The 25,119-nt window shown below is 71.2% G+C and carries 28 protein-coding genes and 1 tRNA gene; 7 read left to right on the top strand and 22 right to left on the bottom strand.

What is annotated here, in order from left to right:
- Nucleotides 1–14 precede the first annotated feature (14 nt).
- The gene (locus tag AB0469_RS04250; protein ID WP_366449774.1) at nt 15–1,301 is read left to right on the top strand and encodes an ArsA family ATPase; all 1,287 of its coding nucleotides are present in this window, start codon (nt 15–17) and stop codon (nt 1,299–1,301) included.
- A 38-nt stretch (nt 1,302–1,339) separates the two neighbouring features.
- Here AB0469_RS04250 and AB0469_RS04255 read toward each other — a convergent pair whose 3' ends face one another.
- Complete coding sequence (locus AB0469_RS04255; RefSeq protein WP_052291094.1) at nt 1,340–1,690, bottom strand: WhiB family transcriptional regulator; 351 nt, start codon at nt 1,688–1,690, stop codon at nt 1,340–1,342.
- A 397-nt stretch (nt 1,691–2,087) separates the two neighbouring features.
- Between AB0469_RS04255 and AB0469_RS04260 the strand changes: the two genes are divergently transcribed.
- Nucleotides 2,088–4,418, top strand: a complete 2,331-nt coding sequence (locus AB0469_RS04260) for a transglycosylase domain-containing protein (protein WP_366449775.1) — start codon at nt 2,088–2,090, stop codon at nt 4,416–4,418.
- A 69-nt stretch (nt 4,419–4,487) separates the two neighbouring features.
- Here AB0469_RS04260 and AB0469_RS04265 read toward each other — a convergent pair whose 3' ends face one another.
- Nucleotides 4,488–4,949 carry a GatB/YqeY domain-containing protein gene (locus tag AB0469_RS04265; RefSeq protein WP_366449776.1) on the bottom strand — a complete coding sequence of 154 codons (462 nt, stop codon included), beginning with the start codon at nt 4,947–4,949 and terminating at the stop codon, nt 4,488–4,490.
- 68 nt (nt 4,950–5,017) lie between these two features.
- Here AB0469_RS04265 and AB0469_RS04270 point away from each other — a divergent pair, with 68 nt between their 5' ends.
- Both AB0469_RS04270 and AB0469_RS04275 read left to right on the top strand, forming a co-directional pair.
- Complete coding sequence (locus AB0469_RS04270) at nt 5,018–5,956, top strand: metallophosphoesterase (protein WP_366449777.1); 939 nt, start codon at nt 5,018–5,020, stop codon at nt 5,954–5,956.
- Nucleotides 5,957–6,053: 97 nt separating this feature from the next.
- Nucleotides 6,054–6,127: transfer RNA gene (locus tag AB0469_RS04275), tRNA-Pro, on the top strand.
- Nucleotides 6,128–6,204: 77 nt separating this feature from the next.
- On the opposite strand, the gene AB0469_RS04280 is transcribed toward AB0469_RS04275, so the two are convergent.
- The 17 genes from AB0469_RS04280 to AB0469_RS04360 all read right to left on the bottom strand — a co-directional run bounded on the left by AB0469_RS04280 (nt 6,205) and on the right by AB0469_RS04360 (nt 18,442).
- Nucleotides 6,205–7,371 carry a site-specific integrase gene (locus tag AB0469_RS04280; protein ID WP_366449778.1) on the bottom strand — a complete coding sequence of 389 codons (1,167 nt, stop codon included), beginning with the start codon at nt 7,369–7,371 and terminating at the stop codon, nt 6,205–6,207.
- A complete protein-coding gene (locus AB0469_RS04285; RefSeq protein WP_366449779.1) occupies nt 7,368–7,580 on the bottom strand; it encodes a helix-turn-helix domain-containing protein in 213 nt (70 codons plus the stop codon). The genes AB0469_RS04280 and AB0469_RS04285 overlap by 4 nt, the downstream gene beginning before the upstream one ends.
- Before the next feature lie 507 nt (nt 7,581–8,087).
- Nucleotides 8,088–9,554, bottom strand: a complete 1,467-nt coding sequence (locus AB0469_RS04290; RefSeq protein ID WP_366449780.1) for an ATP-binding protein — start codon at nt 9,552–9,554, stop codon at nt 8,088–8,090.
- A 2-nt stretch (nt 9,555–9,556) separates the two neighbouring features.
- Nucleotides 9,557–10,405, bottom strand: a complete 849-nt coding sequence (locus AB0469_RS04295) for a bifunctional DNA primase/polymerase (RefSeq protein ID WP_366449781.1) — start codon at nt 10,403–10,405, stop codon at nt 9,557–9,559.
- A gap of 83 nt (nt 10,406–10,488) precedes the next feature.
- Complete coding sequence (locus tag AB0469_RS04300) at nt 10,489–10,833, bottom strand: hypothetical protein (RefSeq protein WP_366449782.1); 345 nt, start codon at nt 10,831–10,833, stop codon at nt 10,489–10,491.
- Nucleotides 10,833–11,021, bottom strand: a complete 189-nt coding sequence (locus AB0469_RS04305; protein WP_366449783.1) for a hypothetical protein — start codon at nt 11,019–11,021, stop codon at nt 10,833–10,835. Before AB0469_RS04305 ends, AB0469_RS04300 begins: the two co-directional genes overlap by 1 nt.
- Before the next feature lie 160 nt (nt 11,022–11,181).
- A complete protein-coding gene (locus tag AB0469_RS04310; RefSeq protein ID WP_366449784.1) occupies nt 11,182–11,424 on the bottom strand; it encodes a hypothetical protein in 243 nt (80 codons plus the stop codon).
- Between the two features lie 151 nt (nt 11,425–11,575).
- Nucleotides 11,576–13,642: a cell division protein FtsK gene (locus AB0469_RS04315; protein ID WP_366449785.1), complete on the bottom strand. Its 2,067-nt coding sequence runs from the start codon at nt 13,640–13,642 to the stop codon at nt 11,576–11,578.
- Nucleotides 13,643–13,733: 91 nt separating this feature from the next.
- Nucleotides 13,734–13,955, bottom strand: coding sequence for a DUF6257 family protein (locus AB0469_RS04320; RefSeq protein WP_366449786.1), 222 nt, complete (start codon nt 13,953–13,955; stop codon nt 13,734–13,736).
- 80 nt (nt 13,956–14,035) lie between these two features.
- Complete coding sequence (locus tag AB0469_RS04325; protein ID WP_366449787.1) at nt 14,036–14,419, bottom strand: DUF6251 family protein; 384 nt, start codon at nt 14,417–14,419, stop codon at nt 14,036–14,038.
- Nucleotides 14,420–14,440: 21 nt separating this feature from the next.
- Complete coding sequence (locus tag AB0469_RS04330; protein ID WP_366449788.1) at nt 14,441–14,833, bottom strand: DUF3307 domain-containing protein; 393 nt, start codon at nt 14,831–14,833, stop codon at nt 14,441–14,443.
- Between the two features lie 20 nt (nt 14,834–14,853).
- Nucleotides 14,854–15,195 (bottom strand): RRQRL motif-containing zinc-binding protein, encoded by a 342-nt coding sequence (locus tag AB0469_RS04335; protein WP_366449789.1) that lies wholly within the window; start codon nt 15,193–15,195, stop codon nt 14,854–14,856.
- Complete coding sequence (locus tag AB0469_RS04340) at nt 15,192–16,259, bottom strand: conjugal transfer protein (RefSeq protein ID WP_366449790.1); 1,068 nt, start codon at nt 16,257–16,259, stop codon at nt 15,192–15,194. Before AB0469_RS04340 ends, AB0469_RS04335 begins: the two co-directional genes overlap by 4 nt.
- Before the next feature lie 62 nt (nt 16,260–16,321).
- Nucleotides 16,322–16,603, bottom strand: a complete 282-nt coding sequence (locus AB0469_RS04345; RefSeq protein ID WP_366449791.1) for a DUF6303 family protein — start codon at nt 16,601–16,603, stop codon at nt 16,322–16,324.
- A complete protein-coding gene (locus tag AB0469_RS04350; RefSeq protein ID WP_366449792.1) occupies nt 16,600–16,869 on the bottom strand; it encodes a DUF6284 family protein in 270 nt (89 codons plus the stop codon). Before AB0469_RS04350 ends, AB0469_RS04345 begins: the two co-directional genes overlap by 4 nt.
- A gap of 107 nt (nt 16,870–16,976) precedes the next feature.
- Entirely contained in the window at nt 16,977–17,225 is a 249-nt protein-coding gene (locus AB0469_RS04355) for a hypothetical protein (RefSeq protein WP_366449793.1), read from the bottom strand.
- A 419-nt stretch (nt 17,226–17,644) separates the two neighbouring features.
- Nucleotides 17,645–18,442 carry a GntR family transcriptional regulator gene (locus AB0469_RS04360; RefSeq protein ID WP_366449794.1) on the bottom strand — a complete coding sequence of 266 codons (798 nt, stop codon included), beginning with the start codon at nt 18,440–18,442 and terminating at the stop codon, nt 17,645–17,647.
- Between the two features lie 29 nt (nt 18,443–18,471).
- Here AB0469_RS04360 and AB0469_RS04365 point away from each other — a divergent pair, with 29 nt between their 5' ends.
- Both AB0469_RS04365 and AB0469_RS04370 read left to right on the top strand, forming a co-directional pair.
- A complete protein-coding gene (locus AB0469_RS04365) occupies nt 18,472–18,915 on the top strand; it encodes an NUDIX domain-containing protein (protein ID WP_366449795.1) in 444 nt (147 codons plus the stop codon).
- A 718-nt stretch (nt 18,916–19,633) separates the two neighbouring features.
- Nucleotides 19,634–20,956 (top strand): chloride channel protein, encoded by a 1,323-nt coding sequence (locus AB0469_RS04370; RefSeq protein ID WP_366449796.1) that lies wholly within the window; start codon nt 19,634–19,636, stop codon nt 20,954–20,956.
- Nucleotides 20,957–21,008: 52 nt separating this feature from the next.
- On the opposite strand, the gene AB0469_RS04375 is transcribed toward AB0469_RS04370, so the two are convergent.
- From AB0469_RS04375 to AB0469_RS04385, 3 genes are all read right to left on the bottom strand, one after another.
- On the bottom strand, nt 21,009–21,602 hold the full coding sequence (locus tag AB0469_RS04375) for an HD domain-containing protein (RefSeq protein ID WP_366449797.1): 594 nt from the start codon (nt 21,600–21,602) through the stop codon (nt 21,009–21,011).
- Nucleotides 21,603–21,612: 10 nt separating this feature from the next.
- Nucleotides 21,613–22,914, bottom strand: a complete 1,302-nt coding sequence (gene codA, locus AB0469_RS04380) for a cytosine deaminase (RefSeq protein WP_366449799.1) — start codon at nt 22,912–22,914, stop codon at nt 21,613–21,615.
- A 67-nt stretch (nt 22,915–22,981) separates the two neighbouring features.
- A complete protein-coding gene (locus AB0469_RS04385; RefSeq protein WP_366449800.1) occupies nt 22,982–23,149 on the bottom strand; it encodes a hypothetical protein in 168 nt (55 codons plus the stop codon).
- A gap of 99 nt (nt 23,150–23,248) precedes the next feature.
- Here AB0469_RS04385 and AB0469_RS04390 point away from each other — a divergent pair, with 99 nt between their 5' ends.
- Nucleotides 23,249–25,096: a prolyl oligopeptidase family serine peptidase gene (locus AB0469_RS04390; RefSeq protein ID WP_366449801.1), complete on the top strand. Its 1,848-nt coding sequence runs from the start codon at nt 23,249–23,251 to the stop codon at nt 25,094–25,096.
- Nucleotides 25,097–25,119 lie beyond the last annotated feature (23 nt).

Below are 25,119 nucleotides of genomic sequence, written 5' to 3' on the forward strand. Positions count from 1 at the left end.
GGGGCGGGAACACCATGAGCCTGGACACGCCGCAGCGGCTGGTGGTCGACGCGCTGCTGGACGACCCCGAGACCCGGATCATCGTGTGCTGCGGGGCGGGCGGGGTCGGCAAGACCACGACGGCCGCAGCGCTGGGCGTACGGGCGGCCGAGCGCGGGCGGAAGGTGGTCGTGCTGACCATCGACCCGGCGCGCAGGCTGGCGCAGTCGATGGGCATCGACTCGCTGGACAACACCCCGTGCAGGGTCGACGGGGTGGACGGCGACGGCGGTGAACTGCACGCCATGATGCTGGACATGAAGCGGACCTTCGACGAGATCGTCGAGGCGCACGCGGACCGCGAGCGGGCGCGGGCGATCCTGGCGAACCCCTTCTACCAGTCCCTGTCGGCCGGCTTCGCGGGCACGCAGGAGTACATGGCGATGGAGAAGCTGGGCCAGCTGCGGGCCAAGGACGACTGGGACCTGATCGTCGTGGACACCCCGCCGAGCCGGTCCGCGCTGGACTTCCTCGACGCGCCGAAGCGGCTGGGGTCCTTCCTGGACGGGAAGTTCATCCGGGTGCTGATGGCCCCGGCGAAGGTCGGCGGGCGGGCCGGCATGAAGTTCCTGAACGTCGGCATGTCGATGATGACCGGCACGCTGAGCAAGCTGATGGGCGCCTCGCTGCTGAAGGACGTCCAGACCTTCGTGGCGGCCATGGACACGATGTTCGGCGGTTTCCGCACCCGCGCGGACGCAACGTTCCGCCTGCTCCAGGCGCCGGGCACGGCCTTCCTGGTGGTCGCGGCCCCCGAGCCGGACGCACTGCGCGAGGCGGCGTACTTCGTGGAGCGGCTGGCCGCGGAGAAGATGCCGCTGGCGGGCCTGGTGCTGAACCGGGTGCACGGGAGCGACGCGCGGCAGCTGTCGGCCGAGCGGGCCCTGGCGGCCGCAGAGAATCTTGAAGAAGGCGGCATTGTCGATCAGGAGTCCGGGAAGGCTGGACTTCGTGACGCCGCCGACGACGGCTCCCCCGCCGTGGACGACGTGGAAGACGTGGAAGACGCAGAGGGCACGGAGGGCGCGGGAGGCACGGCCGGTCCCGGTGACGCTGACGCGATCACCGCAGGACTGCTGCGCCTGCACGCGGAACGGATGCAGGTGATCGCGCGCGAACAGCGCACGCGCGACCGGTTCACCTCGCTGCATCCCGAGGTGGCGGTGGCCGAAGTGGCCGCCCTGCCCGGCGATGTGCACGACCTCGCCGGGCTGCGGGCCATCGGAGAGCGACTCGCGGCCGGGGCTCCGGCCGGAGCCTGACCGCGGGTGGGAGTGGTGCCGGCGCGGCGCCCGGGTGGTTACCCGGCTGCCGCGTAGGTCTCGTACTCCACGTCGATCTCCGCCGCGACATCCACGGTGAGGATGCCGGTACTGCGCTCGTACTCCGTGCGGGCGGTTTCGAGCAGCCGTCGCCACGAGGTGACGGTGGGACGCCTGCGCAACAGGGCGCGCCGTTCCCGCTCGGTCATTCCGCCCCACACTCCGAACTCGACACGATTGTCGAGCGCGTCGGCCAGGCACTCGGTCCGCACCGGACATCCGGTGCACACCGCCTTGGCCCTGTTCTGTGCCGCTCCTTGAACGAACAGTTCATCCGGATCGGTAGTGCGGCAGGCTGCCTGCGCACTCCAGTCGGTTACCCAGCCCATCCCGGTGCCGTCCTCTCCCGAATCGAGGCTCCCCCACGGCGGTAGCGGCATATTCACCGCTGCCAGTTGAGGACGTTACGGAAGGCGGGGACGGTGCAACACCCCCGACGGGCCCAATCTTGAATGGTCCGAACGGACTATGGGTAAGCGGCAGATCACCCGACGGAGTGATCCGGCGACATGCCCGGCCATTCCGGCGATTCGGGTGAAATCGGGGAAGCGCCGGTGAGCCGCCGTCAGAGCGAAGGGCGAGATTCGGACATGCGTCCACCCCATTCGGGAAGGGTGAAAATCAAGCCGAGGGGTTGATGTCGCACCACACTGCTGTGACAGTTGGGGACAGCTTAGGCCAAGGCATTCGCACGTGTCCGGCGAATGAGAACGTAGGCTTCCCTCCATGGGAAAGAAGCGCTCGGGCGCAGGGCTCACGGGGCCGCAGCAGGCCACCAGGTTCCTCGGTTTGTCGGTTCTCTCCGGAGTCGTTCTCGCCGGCATCGCGATCCCGGGCGCCGGTGCGCTGGGCCTCGCCGCCAAGGGCACCGTCGAGGGCTTCGATGAGATCCCGGCCAATCTCAAAACGCCTCCGCTGAGCCAGCGGACCACCATTCTGGACGCCGAGGGTGGCCTGATCGCCACGGTGTACTCGCGGGACCGGCAGGTGGTCCCGCTCACGGCCATCTCGCCGTACATGCAGAAGGCGATCGTCGCGATCGAGGACTCCCGGTTCTACGAGCACGGCGCCGTCGACCTCAAGGGCATCCTGCGCGCGGTCAACCGCAACGCGCAGGAGGGCGGCGCCGCGCAGGGCGCCTCCACGCTGACGCAGCAGTACGTGAAGAACGTCTTCGTCGAGGAGGCCGGCGACGACCCGACCAAGGTCGCCGAGGCACAGCAGAAGAGCCTGGGCCGCAAGATCCGCGAGCTGAAGTACTCGATCCAGGTCGAGGAGGAGCTCGGGAAGAAGAAGATCCTCGAGAACTACCTCAACATCACCTACTTCGGGCAGGCGGCGTACGGGATCGAGTCCGCGGCCCAGCGCTACTTCAGCAAGCCGGCCAAGGACCTGACCCTGGAGGAGTCGGCCCTGCTGGCCGGCGTCGTCCAGTCGCCGAGCCGGTTCGACCCGGTGAACGACGCGCAGGAGGCGATGAAGCGCCGCAACGTCGTCCTCCAGCGGATGGCCGACATGAAGGACATCTCGCAGGCGCAGGCGGACGAGGCGAAGAAGCTGCCGGTCACCCTGAAGGTGACCCGCCCGAAGAACGGCTGCATCACCGCGGTCAAGGGCGCCGGCTTCTTCTGCGACTACGTGCGCAACACCTTCCTGTCCGACACCGTCTTCGGCAAGACCCGCGAGGAGCGGGCGAAGATCTGGAACCAGGGCGGCCTGACCATCCGCACCACCCTGGACCCGCAGTCGCAGGACGCCGCGAACAACTCGATCCGGGACCACGTCAACCAGGACGACTCGATCGCCACGGCCGTGACCATGGTCCAGCCGGGCACGGGCCGGGTCCTGGCGATGGGCCAGTCCAAGCCCTACGGCTTCGGGAAGAACGAGACGCAGATCAACTACTCCGTCGACAAGCGGATGGGCGGCTCCAACTTCGGCTTCCAGGTGGGCTCGACGTTCAAGCCCTTCATCGCGGCCGCGGCCATAGAGAAGGGCATGGAGCCGACGAAGGTCTACTCGGCGCCGAACAAGATGGAGTACCCGAGCCCGGTGGCCCGCTGCGAGGGCTCGCCGCCCTGGCAGAACCTGCCGCTGGCCGGCGGGAAGATGCAGACCGCCGAGAACGAGACGGCGGACGAGGTCGGCCCGTACGCGCTGAAGACGGCGATGGAGAAGTCCATCAACACCTACTTCGTGCAGATGATCTCCGACATCGGCCTGTGCCCGGTGACGGAGATGACGCAGAAGCTCGGCGTGGTCCCGGCCAGCGGCGTGAAGCTGCCCGAGGAGCCGTCCATCGCGCTCGGCTCCGCCGAGATGTCCCCGCTGACGATGGCCAACGCCTACGCCACCTTCGCCAACCGGGGCGTGTACTGCACCCCGATCGCACTGGAGTCGATCACCGACGCCCACGGCAAGGCGCTCGCGGTGCCGAAGAGCAAGTGCGACCGGGCCATGTCCCAGGACACGGCCGACACGATCAACAACCTGCTGCGCGGTGTGGTCGACTCCGGTACCGGCGAGAAGGCCGGACTGAGCGACCGCGACAACGCGGGCAAGACCGGTACCACCGACGGCCGCTACAACGCCTGGTTCGTCGGCTACACCCCGAACATGTCCGGCGCGGTGTGGGTCGGCTCGGGCGGTGCGAAGAAGATCACGATGGAGGACATCACCATCGGCGGTCAGTACTACCCGAAGGTCTTCGGCGGCGGCCTGCCCGGCCCGATCTGGAAGGACGCGGTCTCGGGCGCGCTGGCCGGCCGCGAGGCACCGCCGTTCGCGAACGTCCACATCCCCGACCCCTCGGTCGCGGGCGGCGGCGGCAACGGGAACGGCAACGGCAACAACGGCGGCGGCCGGGGCACGACCCCGAACCCGCCGGCGACCCCGCGCAAGCCCGGGAAGCCCGGCAAGCCCGGCGGCGACAACAAGCCCGGTGACAACCGCGCCGGCGCCGGCGGCGCGGGCGACACCCCGGCCAACCCGCCGACCATCCCGATCCCCGGGCTCCCCGCGGACCCGGGCCTGCCCGGCGGCGACAAGACCCCGTAGCGGGGCGACGAGAACGGGGAGGGCCCCGGCCGGATCATCCGGCCGGGGCCCTCCCCGTTCTTCCCCTGCTTACGAGAGCTGCTTCTTGACGGCGGCGGCGACGCGGCCGCCGTCCGCCAGACCCGCCACCTTCGGGTTGACGATCTTCATGACGGCGCCCATGGCCCGCGGACCCTCGGCGCCCGCCGCCCGGGCCTCCTCGACCGCCTGCGCCACGATCGCGGCGAGCTCGTCGTCGCCGAGCTGCTTGGGCAGGTAGGCGTCGAGGAACTCGCCCTCCGCCGTCTCCCGCGCGGCCTGCTCGTCGCGGCCGCCCTGGGCGAAGGCCTCCGCGGCCTCGCGGCGCTTCTTCGCCTCCTTCGCGATCACCTTGAGGACCTCGTCGTCGGAGAGCACGCGCGCCTCCTTGCCCGCGACCTCCTCCTTGGTGATGGCGGCGAGGGTCAGGCGCAGGGTGGACGAACCGAGTTCGTCGCGCGCCTTGATGGCGGTGGTGAGGTCTTCCTGGAGCTTGGCCTTGAGCGTGGTCATGCCCTTGAGTCTGCCAGGTGCGGGGGCTGCGGCGCCCATCGGTTTTCCGCGTCTGCGACCATGGGGCCATGCGCGCGCGTTACGGAGTACCCCTGAAGGTCACCGCCGGAATCGCTGCGGTGGGGGCCGCGGGAGTGGCCTACGCCGCAGGATTCGAGGCCCGTTCCTTCCGGCTGCGCCGGGTCACCGTCCCCGTGCTCCCCGCCGGGGCGCGTCCGCTGCGCGTGCTCCAGGTGTCGGACATCCACATGGTCGGCGGGCAGCGCAAGAAGCGCGCCTGGCTCCAGTCCCTGGCGGGGCTGCGCCCCGACTTCGTCGTCAACACGGGTGACAACCTCTCGGACACCGAGGGCGTGCCGGAGCTCCTCGACGCGCTCGGCCCGCTGATGGAGTTCCCCGGCGTGTACGTCTTCGGCTCGAACGACTACTACGGGCCGCGGCTGCGCAACCCCGGGCGCTACCTGATCGAGAAGGCCCAGGGCCGGCACGGCCTGAACGGCAACAAGCCGGTCGTCGGAGCCGTCCACAACCCGTGGGAGGGCATGCGGGACGCCTTCGACGCGGCGGGCTGGCTCAACCTGGCCAACACCCGGGCGCGGCTGAAGCTGAACGGCATGGAGCTGGCGTTCACCGGCCTCGACGACCCGCACATCAAGCGCGACCGCTACGAGCGGGTCGCGGGCGGCCCGGAGGCGGACGCGGACTTCTCGATCGCCGTCGTGCACGCCCCGTACCTGCGGGTACTGGAGTCCTTCACCGCCGACCGCTACCCGCTGATCCTCGCCGGGCACACGCACGGCGGGCAGCTGTGCGTCCCCTTCTACGGGGCCCTGGTGACCAACTGCGACCTCGACACGAAGCGGGTGAAGGGCCTGTCCACGTACGAGACCGGCGGCGAGCGCTCCTACCTGCACGTCTCGGCGGGCTGCGGCACCAACCGCTTCACCCCGGTCCGCTTCGCCTGCCCCCCGGAGGCCACCCTCCTGACCCTGGCCCCCAAGGCCTAGGACCCCGGCGGGGCCTCCGCGAGAACCGGATTTCGTCTCCGGCGCCGGGTCCGCTAAAGTAATCGATGTCGCCAGGCAGAAACGCCAGGGCGGCGATCGGGGTGTAGCGCAGCTTGGCAGCGCGCTTCGTTCGGGACGAAGAGGTCGTGGGTTCAAATCCCGCCACCCCGACAGAGTAAGACCAGGTCAGCCACCTACCGAATTCGGTAGGTGGCTGACCTGCTTCTGTTGAGTGACTAACTGAGTGACTACGGGTTCTGAACGGCCTTGAAGATCTCATCCATGGCCGTCGCCCCGGTCTGGATCACGGGCCGGATCTGCTTCCGGTAGACCGCCTCCGTGACGGCCGTTCCGGAGTGCCCGACGAGTCGGGAGATCTCTTCGAGCGGGACCCCCTTGTCAGAGAGCAGCGACACAAAGCTGTGCCGCAGCTCCCGGGGCGTCCAATCCTTCGCGTCGATCCCCTCGGCCCCGGTGATCGCCTGCCGGAAGGCCCGACGGACGTTGGTCGAGTCCAGCTCCGTCCCCGTCGCGGAGGAGAAGACGAGCCCCTTCTCCGTCCACTGATCACCGGCGGCCAGCCGGTCCCAACCCTGCTCCTCGAACTGCCGCCACAGCGCGTCCACGCACCGCGCCGGCAGGGCGATCGTCCGGCGGGACTTCCTGGTCTTGGTGTCCCCCGTGGAGCGGACCGATCGCCACACCGCGATGTGCGGCGGGACGGGCGGCACCGCGTCAAGGTCCCCCTTCAGGAAGACGTGATCCCAGGTGAGGGCCCGCATCTCCTCCGTCCGGGCCCCCGTGAGCAGCGCCACCACGATGTACGCGTGCGCCGACGTTCCCTCGGCGGCCCGGAGCACCGCCTCAGCCTGGGCGAGCTTGAGTGCCTTCGACGGCCGTCCGGGCTGGCCGGTGGGGATCGCGCACAGCTCCACGATGTTCCGCTTCACCTTGTCCCGGACCATGGCCCTCTTCACGGCTCGGTTCAGGCACGAGTGCATCGCCTGAAGGGTGCGGGTGCTGTGGGTCTTGGCCTTCGCGGCGAGCCACTTGTCGACGTCCTCGCCGCTCAGCTCCCGGAGCTTCCGGGCGCCGAGCGCGGGGATGACGTGGGTCCTGCTGAGGGACGTGCACGTGGCCACAGTGTTGGCGTCGCGGCCGGCCAGCCCGTACATGAGCCAGTCGTTCACGGCGTTCTCCACCGTGTAGTTGGTCGGCGCGATGGCAAGACCGTCCTCGTGATCGCGCAAGACCTCCTTGAGCTTGGCCTTGGCCTCGGTCTTGGTCTTGCCACTCCCCTTCCGCACAACGCGCTTCCCGCTCGCGTCGAACCCGAGGGTCACGGTGGCGATCCACCGCTGCCGGGACTCGTCCCAGTGGAGACCGCCGTCTCCCCTGCTGCGGCGCTTGGTCACTTGTTCTCTCCTGCCTCGCGCTCCAGCAGCGCGACGTACTCATTGATGGCGGATCGGGTGATGAGCCGGGCCCGGCCCTCGTTGACGGTGCGGAGGCGCCCCGAGCGGATCAGCTCGTAGACGACGGAGCGGCTCAAGCTCAGAACGCGTGTGGCGTCGGCGACCTTGAACAGGACGGGTTCCAGGGGCGGCGTGGTCGTGGCGCTCACTGAGACTCCTCCGAGGCGTGAGGGCGGCGGGCGTTGATGGCGGGGGGCTACGAGCCGAGCCAGCAGCGCGCTGGGGCTCGCATGTGTCCGAGGCTGGGATTTCTGCGTCACCGCGTCATTCGCGTCATTCAGGTGCCTGACCTGCGGATTTCGGTGACGCTGTGTGTGGTCGTGTGTCACCGGTCTGCGTCACCGCGTCATCGGGTGACGCGCCCCGGTGACGCAGGTGACGCAAGATGACGCAGCCGTGGGCCATCTGCGTCACCCGTGTATGCGCAGGTCACGCGCCGTTTGTGGGGCCGTGGTGACGCGGGTGACGCAGCGTCTCTTCTCTTAGGAAAAAAAAGGGGGGTGTCTGTTGTTGTGCGCGGCTCAAAGCGCGAAAGGCGGAGCCGCTGCGCGGCACGTCCTTTGGGCCGGCGTTCCGCCGGAACTGCAAGAGGAGCACGCCTCGGCGGGGCCGCGTGCTCCTCTTGCTTGTGCCGTTCCCGCCGTGGCGCCGCAGGGTCAGAACATCGGGTCCGGCGGCCTGGCGGCGGGGCGGGTCAGTTCGATGTAGCGGGCGGTCTTGGTCCGGCCCCAGTCGATGAGCACCCCGCGTGCGGCGAGGGTGGGCTGAAGCCGCTTGAGGCGGTCGGAGAGGACCTTGCCGGTGGTGGGCCAGCCCTTGGGCAAGGGACGGCAGTCCTCGCCCGTGTAGAGCTGGGTGAGGGCGTGCAGCCACTCGGCGGACGTCATCCGAATCTCCGCGCCGGGGTCGATGCCGGCGGCGTGCTTGAGGACGGTCTGGGCCAGCAGGTCTCCTTCGATGACGTCATCGTTGAGGTCGTCGAGGCTGGCCCGGTAGGCGGTCAGCGAGGCGAGACCCGTGGCCGCGTCGAGCTGGGCACAGAGGTGAGCGAAGTCGGCCATGCGCAGGTCGGTGGGGATGTCGGCTCCGGTGGCCCGCACCTTGACGGCGAGGTCCAGCAGCGAGCCGAGGATGGCAGGCAGGGCCTGCGCGTACTCCGTCCACAGCTCCGCCTCGGTCCGCCGCACATTGGGGCGCTCCAGCCGCAGGGGCAGGAGGCGTTCGGCGAGGTCGGGGCGGATGACGCCCACGTCGATGCCGGTCAGCAGGAGGGGGCGGCGGTAGCGGGAGCGGTAGACGTCGCCGTCGCTGAACAGGGCGCGCTTGATGCTCTCGGCGCCGGTGACGATGCAGCACATCAGGTCGGACAGGTCAGGGGGCAGGTGGGAGAGGTTGTCCAGGGCGGTGACCCATCCGGCGGCCACGGCGGTGATCAGGTTCTCCTCGTCCTTCGGCGCCCGGCGCAGGTCACCGGTCATGCCCTCGATGATCCGCACCAGCATCCGGCCGCCGGTGGACTTGCCGGCGCCCTGGGGGCCGGTGAGGAACGGCGCCGGTACGGGGACGGAGGGCTCCAGGCAGCCGACGAGCCACGCGATGGCCAGGCACTCGCTCTCGGCGTTGGCGAAGTTGCACAGCCTCAGCAGAGAGTCGATGCCCTTGCCCTCGGTGTCCTTCTCGGGAAGCGGGAGTTCCCCGGTGAGCTGGGTACGCCGCCAGCACACCTCACGCGGGTCGGGGATGCGAATGTCCCAGCCAGTGGGGTGGATGCGGACCGATCGGCCGTCGTCGCGGCCCAGGTCCAGCCACGTCGCCCCGTCGAACCCCGGCGCCACCCGGATATTGGTGGGCTGCACTTCCTGGCTGAGCGCGAGTGCCTCGATCAAGTCAAGCGCTTCCTTCAGGGCGGTGCCGTTGAACACGCCGAGCCCGTCGTTGAACAGGCCCACCATGAGCTCCTGCCGGTGGCTGCCGGTGGTGCCCTGTGAGCGGATCGGCCGGGCCACGGGGTGACCGTTGCGCTGCGCGTACACGGTGCCCTCGGTGGTGCGGAAGTACCGGAAGTGCTGTTGGGCATAGTCGGTGATGATCTCGCGGGCCGGGGTCTTCTCATCCTCGGGCACGGCTACACCCCCAATGCGCTGCGTGCGTTCGTCCAGGCCGTGGTGCAGTGCCGCAGGGACTCCCCTTTGGTCTGCGCGGCGATGAACAGCCGCTCGACGTGCGCCTCGGTCAGGCAGCCGCACCGGCCGTGCGCGGAGAGGACCGCGAGGAACGTCCGGTAGACCGTGTGGTGGATGGCGCTGCTGGCGGTGGTGATGCGCTGCTCGGCCATGGTGATGCCGCGTTCCAGGTAGGCAGGCGAGCGGTGGCGGCATTCCCCGCCCCCGGCCGGCGCGGGCACGGCGGCGCACAGCGCGGGCCGGGCCGGAGCAGGGTCCTTGACGGCCAGCGCGCGCACGGTCTCCGGCAGGGGGCTCATGGGGCCGCTGCCGGGGCCGCGCCACCGGGCGTAGGACATCGCGGACTTCAGGTCGACGCCCTCGCGGACGCCGTTCACGGACCGCATGGTGCCCTGGTAGATCCAGTGCTCGCCCCGCGTGGTGGCCACGGTCGTGGTCGCGGGGAGGGCCTGACGGGCCCAGGCGACGGCGCCCGGGGTGTCGAGGTCCACGACGGTGAGCCCGGCACCGCCGGGGTGGTAGGCGACGCCACCGGCGCGCTGCCAGGCACGAGCCCAGGCCGGGGAGGTGAGGACGGCCGGATCGGTCGTGGCGGCGGCCCAGCCGTGGCAGGGCGCGGGGCACTGGCACGGACCGGCAGCCTTCATGTGGGGCCGGTCCCCGCACGCCGAGCCCGCACACGCCGGGCAGTTGCCAACGGGGGTCTTGTCCTGACGCAGGGGCAGGACGGGGAGCCCGAGCCCGGCCAGCCGCAGCGCGGTCTGTAGCGGGGCGGGGGTGGCTTGGGTCATGCTGGATGCCTCCAGTCGTTTGAGCGTGCTGGATGAGGGCGGCCCCGGACTTTGGCGAGACGGGGGCCGCCCTTTCGCGCTGATCAGGCGGCGAACAGGCCGTCCTGCTCTCCAGCCCTGACGGGTGCGGGGCGTCGGGGAGCATCGCGGGTGATGGCGGCCGGTCGCCGCAAGGTCTCGACGGTGGGACCGTCGTTGTGGAAGCGCCAGGTGCCGACGTCGTGCTGGGGTCGGCCGGGGGCGGGCGGGGTGTAGCGGCGGGGCTCGTCGGGGTGGGTGGCGTTCCACTCCTCCGCGCACACCTTGTGGATGGCCTCTCCGGCGTGGGAGCGCATCGGGGTCGGCTTGCCGCACAGGCAACAGGGCCGGGTGCTGCGGGCGTCGAAGTGGCTGCTCTCGCCCCAGTCCAGGAGCGGGACCGCGTCCATCAGAGTTTGGGGATGGCGTGGACGATGGCGGCGGCCATCTCGTTGATGGGGCCGGCGGCGCCGGTGGAGGCGAGGAAGAATCCGAATCCGGCGGCGACGAACGCGCTGCCGGGGCCGAGGCTGCGGGAGCGCAGGAGGAAGAACAGGACGAGTCCGAAGAGCGCGACGAGCGAGACCGTGATGACCATGCCGGGATCTCCTTTGACGGCGCGTGGGGTGGCGGGGAGACTGCTCGGGCCTGGGGTGCTGACAAGCTCGGGGTGTTGCCGGTGGCCGCGTCCGCCTAGCTCCTCCACTGGAGCGGGGTCCGTCTCATGGCGGGCGGCCACCGGCGTCGTGCTGCCGGGGTCAGCGGGTGCCGGCGCGGTGGATTTGGCGGCTGTGGTTGTGGAGGCGGCGCCCGACGCGCAGGCGCTTGCCGTGGCCCTTGCAGCGGCGGCAGGGCTTGACCTTCTTGAGCTTCCCGGCGTGGTTGAGGGTGAGCTTGGCGCCGGCGCCGTCGCACTTGCGGCAGGTCCCGAAGGGGCTGGCCATGCACAACAGCGTGTAGGCGGCGAGGGTGGCCAGGATGAGGGTGCTAGCGATGAGCATGCGGGTGTCCTCCCATGGCTGGGGCGGTTTCCGGGCCTTTTCGCGGGCAGGCCGCTAGACGCTAGTTCCCAGTTCAGAGGCCTGTTGGGATGCTAGCGGGGGTGCTAGACCTAGCAGGAGCGGCTGCTAGGTCTAGCAGGCGTTCTAGGGGTCAGGCGGCGGCCCGGTCGGCGTTACGGCGAGTGATGGCGGCGGTGACGTCGGCGCGCTTGACGCCGCGCCGGTTCTTGCCCTCCCCGTTCTCGTCCTGGCCCCAGACCTGTCCGGGCTTGATGCCCCAGGGCTTGAGGGCGGCGGTGACGTTCTCGCCCTTCCAGCCCGCGTACGCGTCGGGGCGCAGGGCGGTGAGGCGGGTGGCGATCCGCTCGCACCACAGGGCGTCCTCGTCGGCGCCCATGACCGCGAGGGCGTCGGCGAGGATGTCGAGGCCGGCCGTGGTCTCGGGGCCCTTGCCGATGGCGTGGCCGGTGACGTTGCCGTACTCGTCGCGCATCTTGCGGGCGCGGGCCACGACCTGTTCGGCGCCCACCGCGTCCACGAACGCCGAGGCGACGATCCGCGGCTCATCTCCTTCACCGGCCATCCAGCAGATGCCCCGGTCGGAGCGGGAGAACATCGTCGCCCGGTACCCGGCCCTGTACATCGAGGTGCCCAGGATCATGTCGTTGGCAGGCTGGGCCATGACCTTCAGCGCGAACCGCAGGACCGCGTTCGCGCTGATGCCGGTGGGCAGGGACTTGGCGTCGGGGCGCTGGGTGCCGAACATGCCGACCATGCCCAGGGCGGGTCCGCGCTTGGTGATGTCGGTGCAGATCTCTTCGATCTCCGCCCCGTACTTCTCGTGCTCGAACGCCACCTGGCACTCGTCCAGGGCGACGACGATCGGGTGCAGGCCCAGCGTGCTGTCGCTGGCCAGCTCCGGGGTGACCTTCGACTCCGGGCACCGCGAACGGGGCAGGGACTTGATGACCTTCGCCCGGCGCCGCAGTTCGTCTTTCAGCTCCCGGAGGGCCTGGACGACGTACTCGACGTCCTCGTCCTCCTCGCCGGCCCGGTAGCGGTGGGAGACCGGCTCCAGGGCGGAGAAGTCGCCGGTGCCCTTGAAGTCGAACGCGTGCAGTTCGGCACGCCGGTCAAGGGAGGCGATCAGCAGGAACAGCCGCATCAGGAACGTCTTGCCCATGCGGGGGATGGAGCCGACGACCACGGAGGCGAACATGAGCGTGACGGTCACGTCGCGCATGCGCTGGTCGTTGCCGAACACGACGGGCTTGAACAGGTCGACCTGCCCGGACTTCAGGAGCGGCCAGGCCGGTTTGGTGGTCTCGTTCATCGGCTTGTCCCCGACCCACAGGATCAGCCGTCCCTCGTGCTCGGAGGGGTCCGGGGACGGCCAGACGCAGCCGACCTTGCGGCGGAGGCCCGAGGCGAGGGGCTTGCGGGCCTCCATGATGTCCTCGGGGGTCACGCCGTACGGGAGGTCGAGGTCGGCGCGGTAGCCGGGCCCGTCCCTCACGATCTCCGAGGTGAACCGCAGGCCGTTCATGTCCCCGCCCTTCTTGATGGCGGCGGAGATCTTCGCGTTGCCGATGCTGTCCAGCCCCCGCAGGACGATCGAGCCGGTCATCTTCTGCAGCTCGGTTTTCAGCACGGCCGGGCCGATCACCGGGGCGTCGGGCTGCTGCCCGGCCAGCCCCAGCAGGAGGACCCCGCCGGCGGCGAACGCGTACAGGTAGGCGGGCGCCAGGACGTACAGCCACAGGGCGAACCCGAGCCCGAACACGGCGGTGACCAGGGTGACCATCCCGCGCAGCGCGACGCGGCTCTGGCGGAGCTTGGCCAGGCGCATGTACTCGTCGACGTCCTCGGTGCGGACGGCGAAGTCCCGCAGCGGGGCCGCTTCGCGGTCCCACACCCACCGGTTGGTGGAGGCAATGAACCGGCACGCTCCCCGCGGCGACATCAGCGCCAGACGGCCCGCGTAGACGGGCAGGCGCACCCCGTGGAAGAGGGCGGCGTAGCCGAGGTTCGCGGCGGCGTGCTTGGCGGTGGCGGCGAAGTCACGCCGGTTGGTCAGCCATCCGGCGAGGACGGGCTTGCGCTTCTCGTTGCGGACCTTGGGGTCGGGCAGGTTCGGGTTGTCGACCATCTTCGGGATCACCGGCTCGCCGTCGTCGTCCGGGACGGCCCGCAGGTGCGGGGTCGGGGAATCGGTCATGCTGGGGACTCCTGCTCTCGCTGAATGGCGGATGAGTGGGGCCCCGGAGCGGCGCGGTTTCCTTGGCCGGGACGGCCGCTCCGGGGCACCGCTACTTGCGGTACTTGGCCTTGCGGGCGGCCTTCTCGGCCTCCGCCGCTTCGGCGGCCTCGCGGGCCTCGCGCTCGCGGGCGCCGTCGATGATCCGGTCGACCTTGCGGGTCAGGTCGCCGATGTGGACGTTCTCTCCGGCGATACCGCGCTTGGCCATCCGGGCCGTGTACCAGCCGATCTGGGCGATCTCACGCGCGGTGAAGTTCGGGTCCTTCGCCATCGTGGGGCTCCGTTCTGGAGGCCGGGCTGTCCGGCTCCCCTCACCACCCGGCCGTCGGGGCCGGGTGGATCGGGCAGCCGTCAGCCGCGCCAGCGGCGGCCGACGGTCTTGCGGACGTTCTTCGCGGCCTGCGTGCCCTCCGGGCCGCCCACGGACTTCACGACCGTGTGGACGCCCCAGCCCAGGACCAGGGCGAGGAAGGCCAGGAACGCCAGATTGGCGGCGATGGCGGTCAGAGCGCCGATCAGGAGCGGGCCGAAGTAGACCCCGGCCGCGACCGCGCCGGCACCAACGCCGGAGCCAAGCGCGATCCGCTGCACGGTCCGGTCGGGCGGGGCCTGGTGGATGTGCTGATGCACGACCTGCGGCCCACTCAAGGCGGCAGGAAGCTGATCGGCGTAGACGGGGGTGCCGTCCGGGAGGCGGACAACACCGCCGGGCCGGTGTTCGGGCAGGTGGTTCACGGGTTCTCCCAGGTCGAAGCGTCAGGCGGCGAGGAAGAGGGCGGCGAGGGTCAGGGCGAGGACGTGGGCGGTCTGGTCGACGTGGGCGGCTCCGCCGTGTGCGGCCCAGCCCTGCTGGCGGGCGATCCGCATCCACGCGGCGATGGGCCAGCGGCGGTCGATGAACCCGTGGCTGGCGCCGATCCACAGCAGGGCGCCGACGGCGGGCAGGAGCGTGAGGTTCCAGCCCAGCAGCAGCGTGCCGAGGGCGAGCATGGCGCCGCAGGTCAGGAGGTGGGTGGCGGCGTGGGTGATGTTGGCGGTCCAGCCCTGCCGGCCGCACTGGGCCTTGTGGGCGGCCTGGTGGTCGGTCTGGAACGGGTAGTCGGCCAGCAGGTGCCCGACGTAGAGGAGGAACGCGATCTCGGCGAACACGGGAGCCCCTTTCGGGCAGGTCAGGCGGCGAGTTCGTTCGTGTCGGGGTAGGTGCAGGGCACGCACATGCCGAGCTGGACGGGGATGACGTATCCGGCATCCCGGTGGCAGGCGGGGCAGGTGCGGCGGGCGGTGTTCGCCCGGTCCAGGGCCCGGCGTTTCGCGGGCGTCATGGGGCGGACCGGTACGGCCAGGTCGACGCGGTAGAGGTAGGCGACCAGCGGCCCGTGCCGGAAGCGGGGCCGCTGGAGTTCACCAACGACGGGCTGGCCGCCCGGCCGCAGCCCCGCCGCGCGCAGCTGCCGGCGGGTGGCCAGCCCCTCAGGGGCCAGCCGCCAGAGGTAGACGGGTATGGCGCTCACGTGATGTCCACCGCAGCCGCCTCGGCGGCGGCGGACGCTTCCCGCTCACCGCGCAGGGTGTCGCGGAGCATCCGGCCGTTGGCCGGGGAGGTCCGCAGCGTCTTGCGGAGCCGATCGGCGGTCAGGTCCTTCATCGACCACGACTCGGTCAGCGACCTTGCCTCGGCGAGGAGTTCGTCACGCGATCGAGTCGGGGCGGTCGATCGGGCCGACTGCGGGACCCGACCGGTCGCCCGACGCGCACGCGGTCGATCGGCCGCCACCACCAGGGTGGGGCGGATTGAGTCGACCGCCGCATCGACGTCCGCCGGAACCGGATCGGGAGTTGCGCCCACGACCGGGGAGGGTTCCTCAGCGGCCGGCAGGGTGGGGACAGCGGGCTCGGGGTCGTCCGACTTCTCCCGGTCAGAGGTAGACCGGTATATGTCGGTCTGCCCCGATTCAATCGCGCCCGGAGGAGTCGATCCGGTGGTGAGGGCCGGTGTGGCCGGGGTGCCGAACATGGCGACCAGGGCCGAGTCGGCTCCGGCGGTGATCCGATCGCGCTGGACGTCCAGGAGTCGATCGCCCAGGGCGAGGTCGCCGGTGCCGACCTTGCGGGCCAGCTTCCACGCCTTCAGTTCCGACTTCCGCCGGACTTTCTCCTCCGGGTGGTGCGCGGATCGGGCGCGGTGGTAGGCCAGCGCCTGGACGATCTCGGCCGCCCGGCGCTCCGCCTCCCCATCGCGTCCGTCGCGGTGGACCACGATCCGCCGGGCCAGGAACGCGGCTCCCTCGGCGGACGCGGTCATGCCCATTGGGGTCAGTGTGTAGATGACGATCTCGCCCGGCGACTTCGCGGCCATGGAGGACATGGCCGACGCGGTGGCGGGAAGCGCCCACAGCCCGGAGCGGATCACCAGCGGCGAGGACTGCCCCAGCATGGTCAGGCCGAGGAGCACCAGGGCCAGGACCGCCGTGGCGCCCTCGCCTGCCGCGACCGCACCCACCGCCGTACCCGACCCGTAGGCGGTCGAGATGTTGGTGAAGGTGCCGTACCCCCCGGCCCCACCGGTGGCGACCATCGGCACGAACGCCGCCCCAAGAACCACCCTCTGGGCCGTCGTGAGCGGCTTGCCGGCCGCACTCACTGGGCGGCCCTGTCAGCGGCGAGGGTGCGGACCGTGAGGGAGGCGGTCAGCTCAACGCGGCCCGCGAAGCTGTTCTCACTCTCCGTCCACACCCACTCACCGCCCTCGGCCGGCTCGTAGCCCAGAGCGGTCAGGGCCGCCGTCCGTTCGGCGAGCGTGGGGACCGGGCCGGTCCGGCCGAACTCGTGGAACGGCCAGTCCCGGATGGGGGCGTCGGTGACGACGAACAGCTCCCACTCGCCCATGAACGAGTTGGTCAGGCGTGCGATGTGGGTCATGCCGCACCGCCCGGCATGTTCACCGCGAGGGCCTGGTTGGTCAGCGCCCGCCGGACGGCGAGCATCTTGCGGCGGGCCCGGCGGATCCGCCTCTCGTCCAGCTCGGACGGCGTCCGGTCCAGGACGCTGATCTCGACGTCGAGGAGGTCGCGCTCCGCCAGGATCAGCGGCAGCTCCCACTCGATGGCCTTCAGCTCCGAGTCCGTCGGCTCCAGGTCGACGGGAAGCGGGGTAACGGGGGTGTGACGTGCAACGATGGGCTTCATTGGGTCGTGCTCCTCTCAGACAGGAACGGGGCCCGAACCGAAGCCCCCGGTGTTCGAGCACCGGGGGCTTCACTTCTTCAGGGCAGAGACGCCGGCAGGCCGGGCTGTCAGTCGTCGTCGCCGAACTCGTCGGGGTTGACCTGGCGGTCCAGGTCGTAGTGCAGGCTGTCTGCCGCCTTGGTGATCCACTCACCGAGGTTGGCCACCCGCCGGTACTGCGCGAGCCGCAGCTCCTCGGTCAGCACCGGGGCGGCCAGTTCGTCCGCGATGGCGGCCAGGTCCCGCAGGATCCGGCCCAGCACGCCGGCGGACACGGTGCTCGGGTCGGGGAGGTCCTCCCCGTCACGGATGCTCATGGGTTCTCCCAGATCGGAAGGGGTGGAGCGGAAATCCGGCTCCCCTCAGCCCCGCCCGTACGACGCCAAAGGGTGCCGGACGGGCGGAGGAGGCAACCGGCCGCAGCAGAAAGCGCTGCGGATGGGTTGATCACTTGCATGGGATGTCTCGTTTACGGGAGCGCGCTCCCGTTGGTAGGCAGAGACCCGCCGTCCGGCTGCCAAGGGGCCGGCACCCTCCCCCCGTCCAGTGCGGGGCTCCTGTGCGACTGAGCGCCGTGTAAGGCGTTGGAGAGCAGCCCAAGTCAGGGCTTGTACAGCTCCTTCAGTCATGTACTCCTGTGCAGGAGTTACGAGTAAGAGAGTGCTGTACTCCTGTAGAGGAGTCAAGCGCCACGGAGGGAGGTCGCCTTGCCACATGGCTCAAATCTGGCGAGTTGTCAGTCTCCGGCGGGGATGCGGTACTCCAGAACGAACTGGTCAGCACTCATGAGCGTGTCGCAGACCTCAACGACTCGACCTGACTTGATTTGAGCGTCGCGCATCAGGTGAATGACGGGCGCGCCCGGGCTCAGGCTCAGCGAGCCCTGCTCTTCTTTGGTGGCGAGACGAACCCGCACCGTCTCCCGAAACTCCGCCAGCAGGTCTCCGCGCTCCTCGATGCGCGCGTAGATCCCACCCGGCCCAGGGTTCTCCTCCCTGAGCTGGGGGATGTCCTCGGCAAGGTCCCACGGGAGGTAGGACGTCGCCTCCTCCGTGGGAACGCCGTCGCTGTAGTACAGCCGACGCCGCGCGAGCACCTTCGCCCCCGGCTCCAGCCCAAGCCGTGCGGCCACCTCGGCCGGGGCCTCGGTTTGGCCCACGAAGAGGACACGGACGCTGGGCTTCGAACCCGACTGCTCGGCCTCGGCCAGATACGCGGCCTTGCCAGCCTGCCTGTGCGAGCGGCGAAACCGGTCGCTGGACTTCCTCTGAACCGGCGGAGCCTTCCGAACGAACGACCCGCGTCCGTGGTGCGTGTCGACCAGGCCGCGAACCCGCAGCTCGGTCATCGCCTTGCGGACGGTCCCCTGCGCGACCGAATACCGCTCCATGAGCTCGGACTCACTCGGCACCTTCTCCCCGGGGCGGAGCCTGGCCTGGGGGTCCCCAAGCGCTTCCTGAATCTGCTGGCTGAGGTCGTCCGCGATCTGGAGGTAGCGCGGGCGCCCTGCGTCACGTGCTGGCGAGAGAGGCATACTCTGCTGATTCTCCTAGACTCATGTATATGACTAACGCTACCGCCGAGAGGCCGCTGCACTCCGTCTCGGTCGCTGGAATCGTCATCCGGGATGACGGGCGCGTGCTCGTGATCCGGCGCGCTGATAACGGGGCTTGGGAGCCGCCGGGCGGCATCCTCGAACGGGATGAGCGACCTGAGGAGGGCGTACGGCGGGAGGTGGCCGAAGAGACTGGGATCGCCGTCGAGGTCGAGCGGCTCACCGGGGTCTACAAGAACCTCACGCTCGGCGTGATCGCTCTGGTCTTCAGGTGCCGGCCTGTCGGCGGGGTGGAGCAGCTGTCCGACGAATCGACGGCGGTCCGCTGGCTCACGCCCGACGAGGTGGAGCAATCCATGAAGGAAGTCTTCGCTGTACGTGTCGCTGACGCCCTGGACGGCACGGCCCCCCACGTCCGGTCGCACGATGGGGTTCGACTGCTTGCGGCCTGATGGCAGCATGTGAGGGCCCCCCGACATCGCAGGTCAGGGCGGGGAGAGCTCCTTAAAGCGGGTGTCGCAGGTTCGCGCCCCTGCTGTGCCCCCACAGCGACCCACCGTGCGCCTGCCACCACGCATGCCGTTGCAACACCCTGTGCTCAGGCCCCACCCGGGGCGGTGAGGAGGCAGGATGGCGAGGCGTCGACGACCGCAGCCCAGGGATAGCCGAGGTCGGTACACGAAAACCGGCATACCTCTCTGGTTCGGCGTTCTGGTGGTGGCGGTACTGATTGTCTCCTTCGTCCGGTAGTGGACGGCGTCGCAACCATGGAGGGACACGGCCAGGGTGGGTGTCTAACTGGGTGACAACCGGGGCGCACATCGGCGGACGATGACGGACTCCACCGGACTGTTGCCGCTGATCAACGGCACACCGACTCCTGCTCAGCCGCCTACCTGCACTGCTTCGGGACGAAGAGGTCGTGGGTTCAAATCCCGCCACCCCGACAGTGTTTGACAGCGAAGGGCCTGATCCACATCAGTGGATCAGGCCCTTCGCTGTTGTGCGTGCCCGTACGTGCCCGGGCGACCGGGGTGGCCGCGCATGAGGTGCGGGTGGGGTCCGGGGGTGCTGCAATGCCCGGAGGGGCCGACGGCCGGTGCAGAGGTGCGGGTGGGGCGCGGCGGCTCCGGCGGAGCGGGCCGTCCCGGCGGCCCGGAAGGAGTGGCCATGGCGACCCAGACGGGGGAGGCGGAGCTGCTGCGGGGGCTGCTGACGACGCCCGAGTACCGCAAGACGCTCGCGCTGTGCGCGCTGATCGGCATCCCGGTGTCGCTGGTGTGCTTCTGGTTCCTGGCGGGGTTGCACGAGCTGCAGCACCTGCTGTGGGACAGCCTGCCGCAGGGACTGGGGTGGGCCGGCGCTCCGTGGTGGTGGCCGCTGCCGCTGCTGCTGGTCGCGGGCGTCGTCGTGGGCTGGGTGGCCGGCCGGCTGCCCGGTGCGGGCGGGCACGTCCCGGCGGCCGGGCTGGCCATGGGCGGAACGTCGACCAAGGCACTGCCCGGGGTGGTGCTCGCCGCGGCAGCGAGCCTGCCGTTCGGTGCGGTACTGGGTCCCGAGGCGCCGCTGATCGCTCTGGGCGGCGGGCTCGCGCTGCTGCTGCGGGACCTGGCGCGCGGGCCGGGGACCCCGCAGGCCAGTGTGCTGATGGGGGTGGCGGGCGCGGCCGCGGCCATCTCCGCGATCTTCGGGAGCCCGCTGATCGCGGCCGTGCTGCTGATCGAGGTGGTGGGGGTGGGCGGCCCGCAGCTGGTCGCCGTCATGCTGCCCGCGCTGCTCTCCAGCGGGCTGGGGGCGCTGGTGTTCACCGGGTTCGGCCGGTGGACCGGGCTGAAGACCGGCGGCCTGACCGTCAGGTTCCCCGGGACGGTTCCCCGGCTGGACGCGGCGGACGTGGGCTGGGGGCTGCTGCTGGCGGTGGCCCTGGCGGTGGTGCTGCGCCTGACGGTGGGCGCGGGGAAGCGCGTCGCGGTCTACGTCACCCGGCGGACCGTCGCCCGTACGGCGCTGTGCGCGCTCGGCGCCGGGGCGTGCGCGGCCGTCTACGCCCTGGTCACCGGCCGGTCCCCGGCGGAGGTGGCCTCCTCCGGGCAGGCCATGATGGCCCCGCTGGTGGAGAGCCCGCAGTCCTGGGCGGTGGGGGTGCTCGTGGCCGTCCTGCTCTGCAAGACGGTCGCGTACGCCCTGTGTCTCGGCAGCCTGCGCGGCGGCCCGGTCTTCCCGGCCCTCTTCCTGGGCTGCGCGGCGGGGGTGCTGGCGGCTCCGCTGCCGGGCCTGGGGGTGCTGCCGGCCGTGACCGCGGGGCTGGCCGCGGGGGCGGCCAGCGTGCTGCGGCTGCCGGTCAGCAGTGCGGTGATGGCGCTGGTGCTGGTCGACAGCCCGGGGATGACGCCGGTGGCGATCCTGGCGACGGTCGCCGCGCTGATCACCGCCGAGCTGCCGGTGGGGCACCGGCGCCGGAAGCCGGCGCAGACCGCCGCCCGGCCGGCCTGATCCCGCGGCCCCGGACCGGGCCGCGGGCCCGGCCTGGTCCGAAGGACACGGCCTACGCGTCGAGCGGGTTCGCCGCGATCCGCTTCGCCGCGCCGCTCGCGACGTAGGCGGCCGCCGCGCAGGAGGGCTTGCGGGCCGCCTGGTCCTCGACCAGGGCCAGGAAGGAGGGGCCGAATCCGAGGCGGGGGTGGGCCGCCAGCAGGGCGGTGCGGAAGGCGGGGTCGAAGTCGGGGACGCGCAGGCCCGAGACGTCCGCGCTCGTGCCCACCTGGAGGAGGTGGCTCTCGACGTCCTCGGCGGCGGTGACGTCGTCGCGCATGTGCAGCACGATCACCTCCTCCGCCCGGGCCCGGCGGGCCGGGTCCCAGCCGAGGCCCGCCGTGAAGAGGCGGGCCACGTGGCCGCCGGCCTCCTCGAAGGGGAGGGTGTGGCTGTCGAACGGCGCGGTCAGGCCCAGGTCGTGGAGCAGGGCGCTGACGTAGAAGAGCTCGGCGTCGTACACGAGGCCGTGCTGCCGTGCGTACTCGGCGCCGAAGGCGTAGGAGCGGACGGAGTGGTTGAGCAGGGCGGGGTCCGCGTACTCCGAGGCGATCTCGAAGGCGCGGCGGGCCGTGCCGGAGTCAAGGTTGTGAAGGGTCCACGTCATGCACCGCACCTTAGAGGGGCAGGGTGAAGTCCACCTCCGACGGCCCGGCTTGCCCCGGCCACCACAGCCGGGTCGGTGCCGGCGGGGTTTCGGCGAGGACGGTGCCGCGCGCGACCACGTACCGCGGGCGGACCTGGCGGCGGACCGCCTCCGCGGGGGTCGGCGCGGGGAGGAGGACGAAGGAGGCGGGCGCGCCCTCGGTCACGCCGTACTCGTCCGGGCCCAGCCCGAGCACGCGGGCCGCGTGCTCCGTCACCATCGAGAAGGCGAGCGGGACTTCCTCGGCCCCGGTGAGCTGGGCGGCGTACAGGCCGACGAGGGCGGTCTGGAGGGGGTTGGCGGTGCCGAGCGCGTTCCAGGGGTCCATCACGTCGTCGTGCCCGAAGGCCACGTTGACCCCGGCGGCAAGCATCTCCTTGACCTGGGTGAGGCCGCGCCGCTTGGGGTAGGCGTCGAAGCGGCCCTGGAGGTTGAGGTTGGCGAAGGGGTTGGAGACCAGGTTGATGCCCGAACGCGCCAGGAGCCGCTGGAGTTTGAGGCTGTAGGCGCCGTTGTAGGAGCCCATGGCCGTCGTGTGGGAGGCGGTGGCCCGCTCGCGCAGGCCCGTGCGCAGGGCGAGGGTGGCGAGCACCTCCACGAAGCGGGACTGTTCGTCGTCGATCTCGTCGCAGTGGGCATCGACCCGCAGCCCGTGCTCCTCGGCCAGCGCGAAGGCGGTCCGCAGGGAGGCGATCCCGTCCTCGCGGGTGTCCTCGAAGTGGGGGATCGCGCCGACGACGTCCGCTCCGCGCACCACGGCCTCGCGCAGCAGTGCCGCGCCGTCGGGGAAGGAGACGATGCCCTCCTGCGGGAAGGCCGTGATCTGGAGGGTCATCACGTCCCGGACCCGGTCGCGGACCTCCAGCAGGGCGTCGAGGGCGGTCAGGGACGGGTCGGTGACGTCGCAGTGCGTGCGCACGTGCAGGACGCCCTGGGCCGCCTGCCAGCGCAGCACCTCGGTGGCCCGCGCGATCACGTCCTCGCGGGTCAGGGTCCGCTTGCGCTCGCTCCAGCGGGCGATGCCCTCCCAGAGGGTGCCGGAGGCGTTCGGGCGCGGCTGCCCGGCGGTCAGGGCGGTGTCGAGGTGGATGTGGGGCTCGACGAAGGGTGCGCTGAGCAGCCCGCCGTGGGCCTCGATGAGCACGCCCGTGGCGGGCGGCTCCTTCTGGTCGTCGTACGGCAGGACGCGCGCGATGCGTCCGTCCTCGGCGACCTCCACGTCGTGGAGGCCCTCCTCGTGCAGCAGCCGGGCGCCCCGGACGATCATCCGCATCCCGCCAGGCTAGGGCGGCGCGGTCCGTGTTTCACGTGAAACACGGACCGTGACCGGATGTCGGGGTTCAGCCGCGCTTGGCCTGCGCCTTCTGCTGCATGCCGCGCGTCTTCGCGGAGAGGGACTGGGCCTCGCGGCCCGCAGCCTTCGCCCGCGCCTCGGCCGCCGTGTTCTTGGCCATCGCGCGCTCGGAGTCCTGATGGCCGTGATGACCGGTACGGGCCTGCTTGGTCATGATCAACACCCTCTCGGGAAACGCTCGGCGTACGCCCTCCACCATGCGCTCGTTCGGAGCAGTCGGCATCCCGGCGGCCCGTCGGCCGGTCAGGCAAGAATGGAGGGCATGACCAGCAGCGACAGCGATCTGACCCCCGGCGGGACCCCCGCTTCCGAGATGCCCGACTGGGAGAAGCGGTTCCGGGCCCCGCGCGTGGGGCTGCCGGACTGGGCCGAGGACGCCCCGGACCGCTCGCTCTTCGTGTCGAACGCCACCGGCACCTACGAGCTCTACGCGTGGGACCGCGCCACCGGCGCGCAGCGCCAGGCCACCGACCGCCCCAACGGCACCACCGACGGCACCCTCTCCCCCGACGGGGAGTGGATCTGGTGGTTCTCCGACACCGACGGCGACGAGTTCGGCACCTGGGTCCGCCAGCCCTTCGCGGGCGGACCCGACGAGCCCGCCACGCCCGGCCTGGAACCCTCCTACCCCGCCGGGCTGGCCATCGGCCGCGACGGGACCGCGGTGGTCGGCCGGTCCACCGACGAGGACGGCTCCACGATCCACGTCGTCCGGCCCGACGGCAGCGCCCCGGCCGTGATCTACCGGCACCGCGAGTCGGCCGGGGTCGGCGACCTCTCCCGCGACGGGACCCTGATCGCGATCGAGCACACCGAGCACGGCGACGCGATGCACTCGGCGCTGCGCGTGGTCACCCTCGACGGGGCCACCGTCGCGGAGCTGGACGACTCGCGCGGCGGCACCGAAGAGCTGGGCCTGGAGGTGCTGGGCTTCGCTCCGGTCCCGGGGGACACCCGGCTGCTGGTCGGCCACCAGCGGCGCGGCCGCTGGGAGCCGATGGTGTGGGACGTGGCCACGGGCGCCCAGGAGGACCTCGCGATCGAACTCCCGGGCGATGTGAGCGCCGAGTGGTACCCGGACGGGGCCGCGCTGCTCATCGAGCACAGTTTCGAGGCGCGCGACGAGCTGTGGCGCTACGACCTGGCCGCGCGGGAGCTCGTCCGCGTGGACACTCCCCCGGGGTCGGTGTCGGGGGCCACCGCGCGCCCGGACGGGACCGTGGAGTACCAGTGGTCCTCGGCCGCCGAGCCGGCCTCCGTACGGTCCACCGCGGGCGGGGTGGTACTGGACCCGCCCGGGTTCCGGCCGCCCGGCTCGGTGCCGGTGGAGGACGTGTGGGTGGAGGGCCCGGGCGGGCGGATCCACGCGCTCGCGCAGCGCCCGGCCGGCCACGGCGAGGGCCCCTTCCCGACGGTCTTCGAGATCCACGGCGGGCCCACCTGGCACGACTCCGACTCCTTCGCGGCGGCCCCGGCGGCCTGGCTGGACCACGGCTTCGCGGTGGTCCGGGTCAACTACCGGGGCTCGACGGGATACGGCCGGGAGTGGACGGACGCCCTCAAGCACCGGGTCGGCCTGATCGAGCTGGAGGACATCTCGGCGGTCCGCGAGTGGGCCGTCTCCTCGGGCCTGGCGGACCCCGCGCGGCTGGTGCTGTCCGGCGGCTCCTGGGGCGGCTACCTGACCCTGCTGGGCATCGGGACGCGGCCCGACGACTGGGCGGTGGGGCTGGCCGCCGTACCGGTGGCGGACTACGTGACGGCGTACCACGACGAGATGGAGGCGCTGAAGTCCCTGGACCGCACCCTCTTCGGCGGCACGCCCGAGGAGGTCCCCGAGCGCTTCGAGGCCTCCTCGCCGCTGACGTACGTGGACGCGGTGAAGGCGCCCGTGTACATCGCGGCGGGCGTGAACGATCCGCGCTGCCCGATCCGGCAGATCGACCACTACGTCGACCGGCTCGTGGCCCGCGGCGCGGTCCACGAGGTGTACCGCTACGACGCGGGGCACGGCTCGCTGGTGGTGGAGGAGCGGATCAAGCAGGTCCGGATGGAGCTGGAATTCGCCCTGAAGCACCTGCCCCGGGGGCTGCCGCGCTGACCCGGCACCGGGACCCCGGTGCA

The sequence above is a fragment of the Streptomyces sp. NPDC093801 genome, assembly GCF_040701585.1.
In the GTDB taxonomy this organism is placed as follows: domain Bacteria; phylum Actinomycetota; class Actinomycetes; order Streptomycetales; family Streptomycetaceae; genus Streptomyces.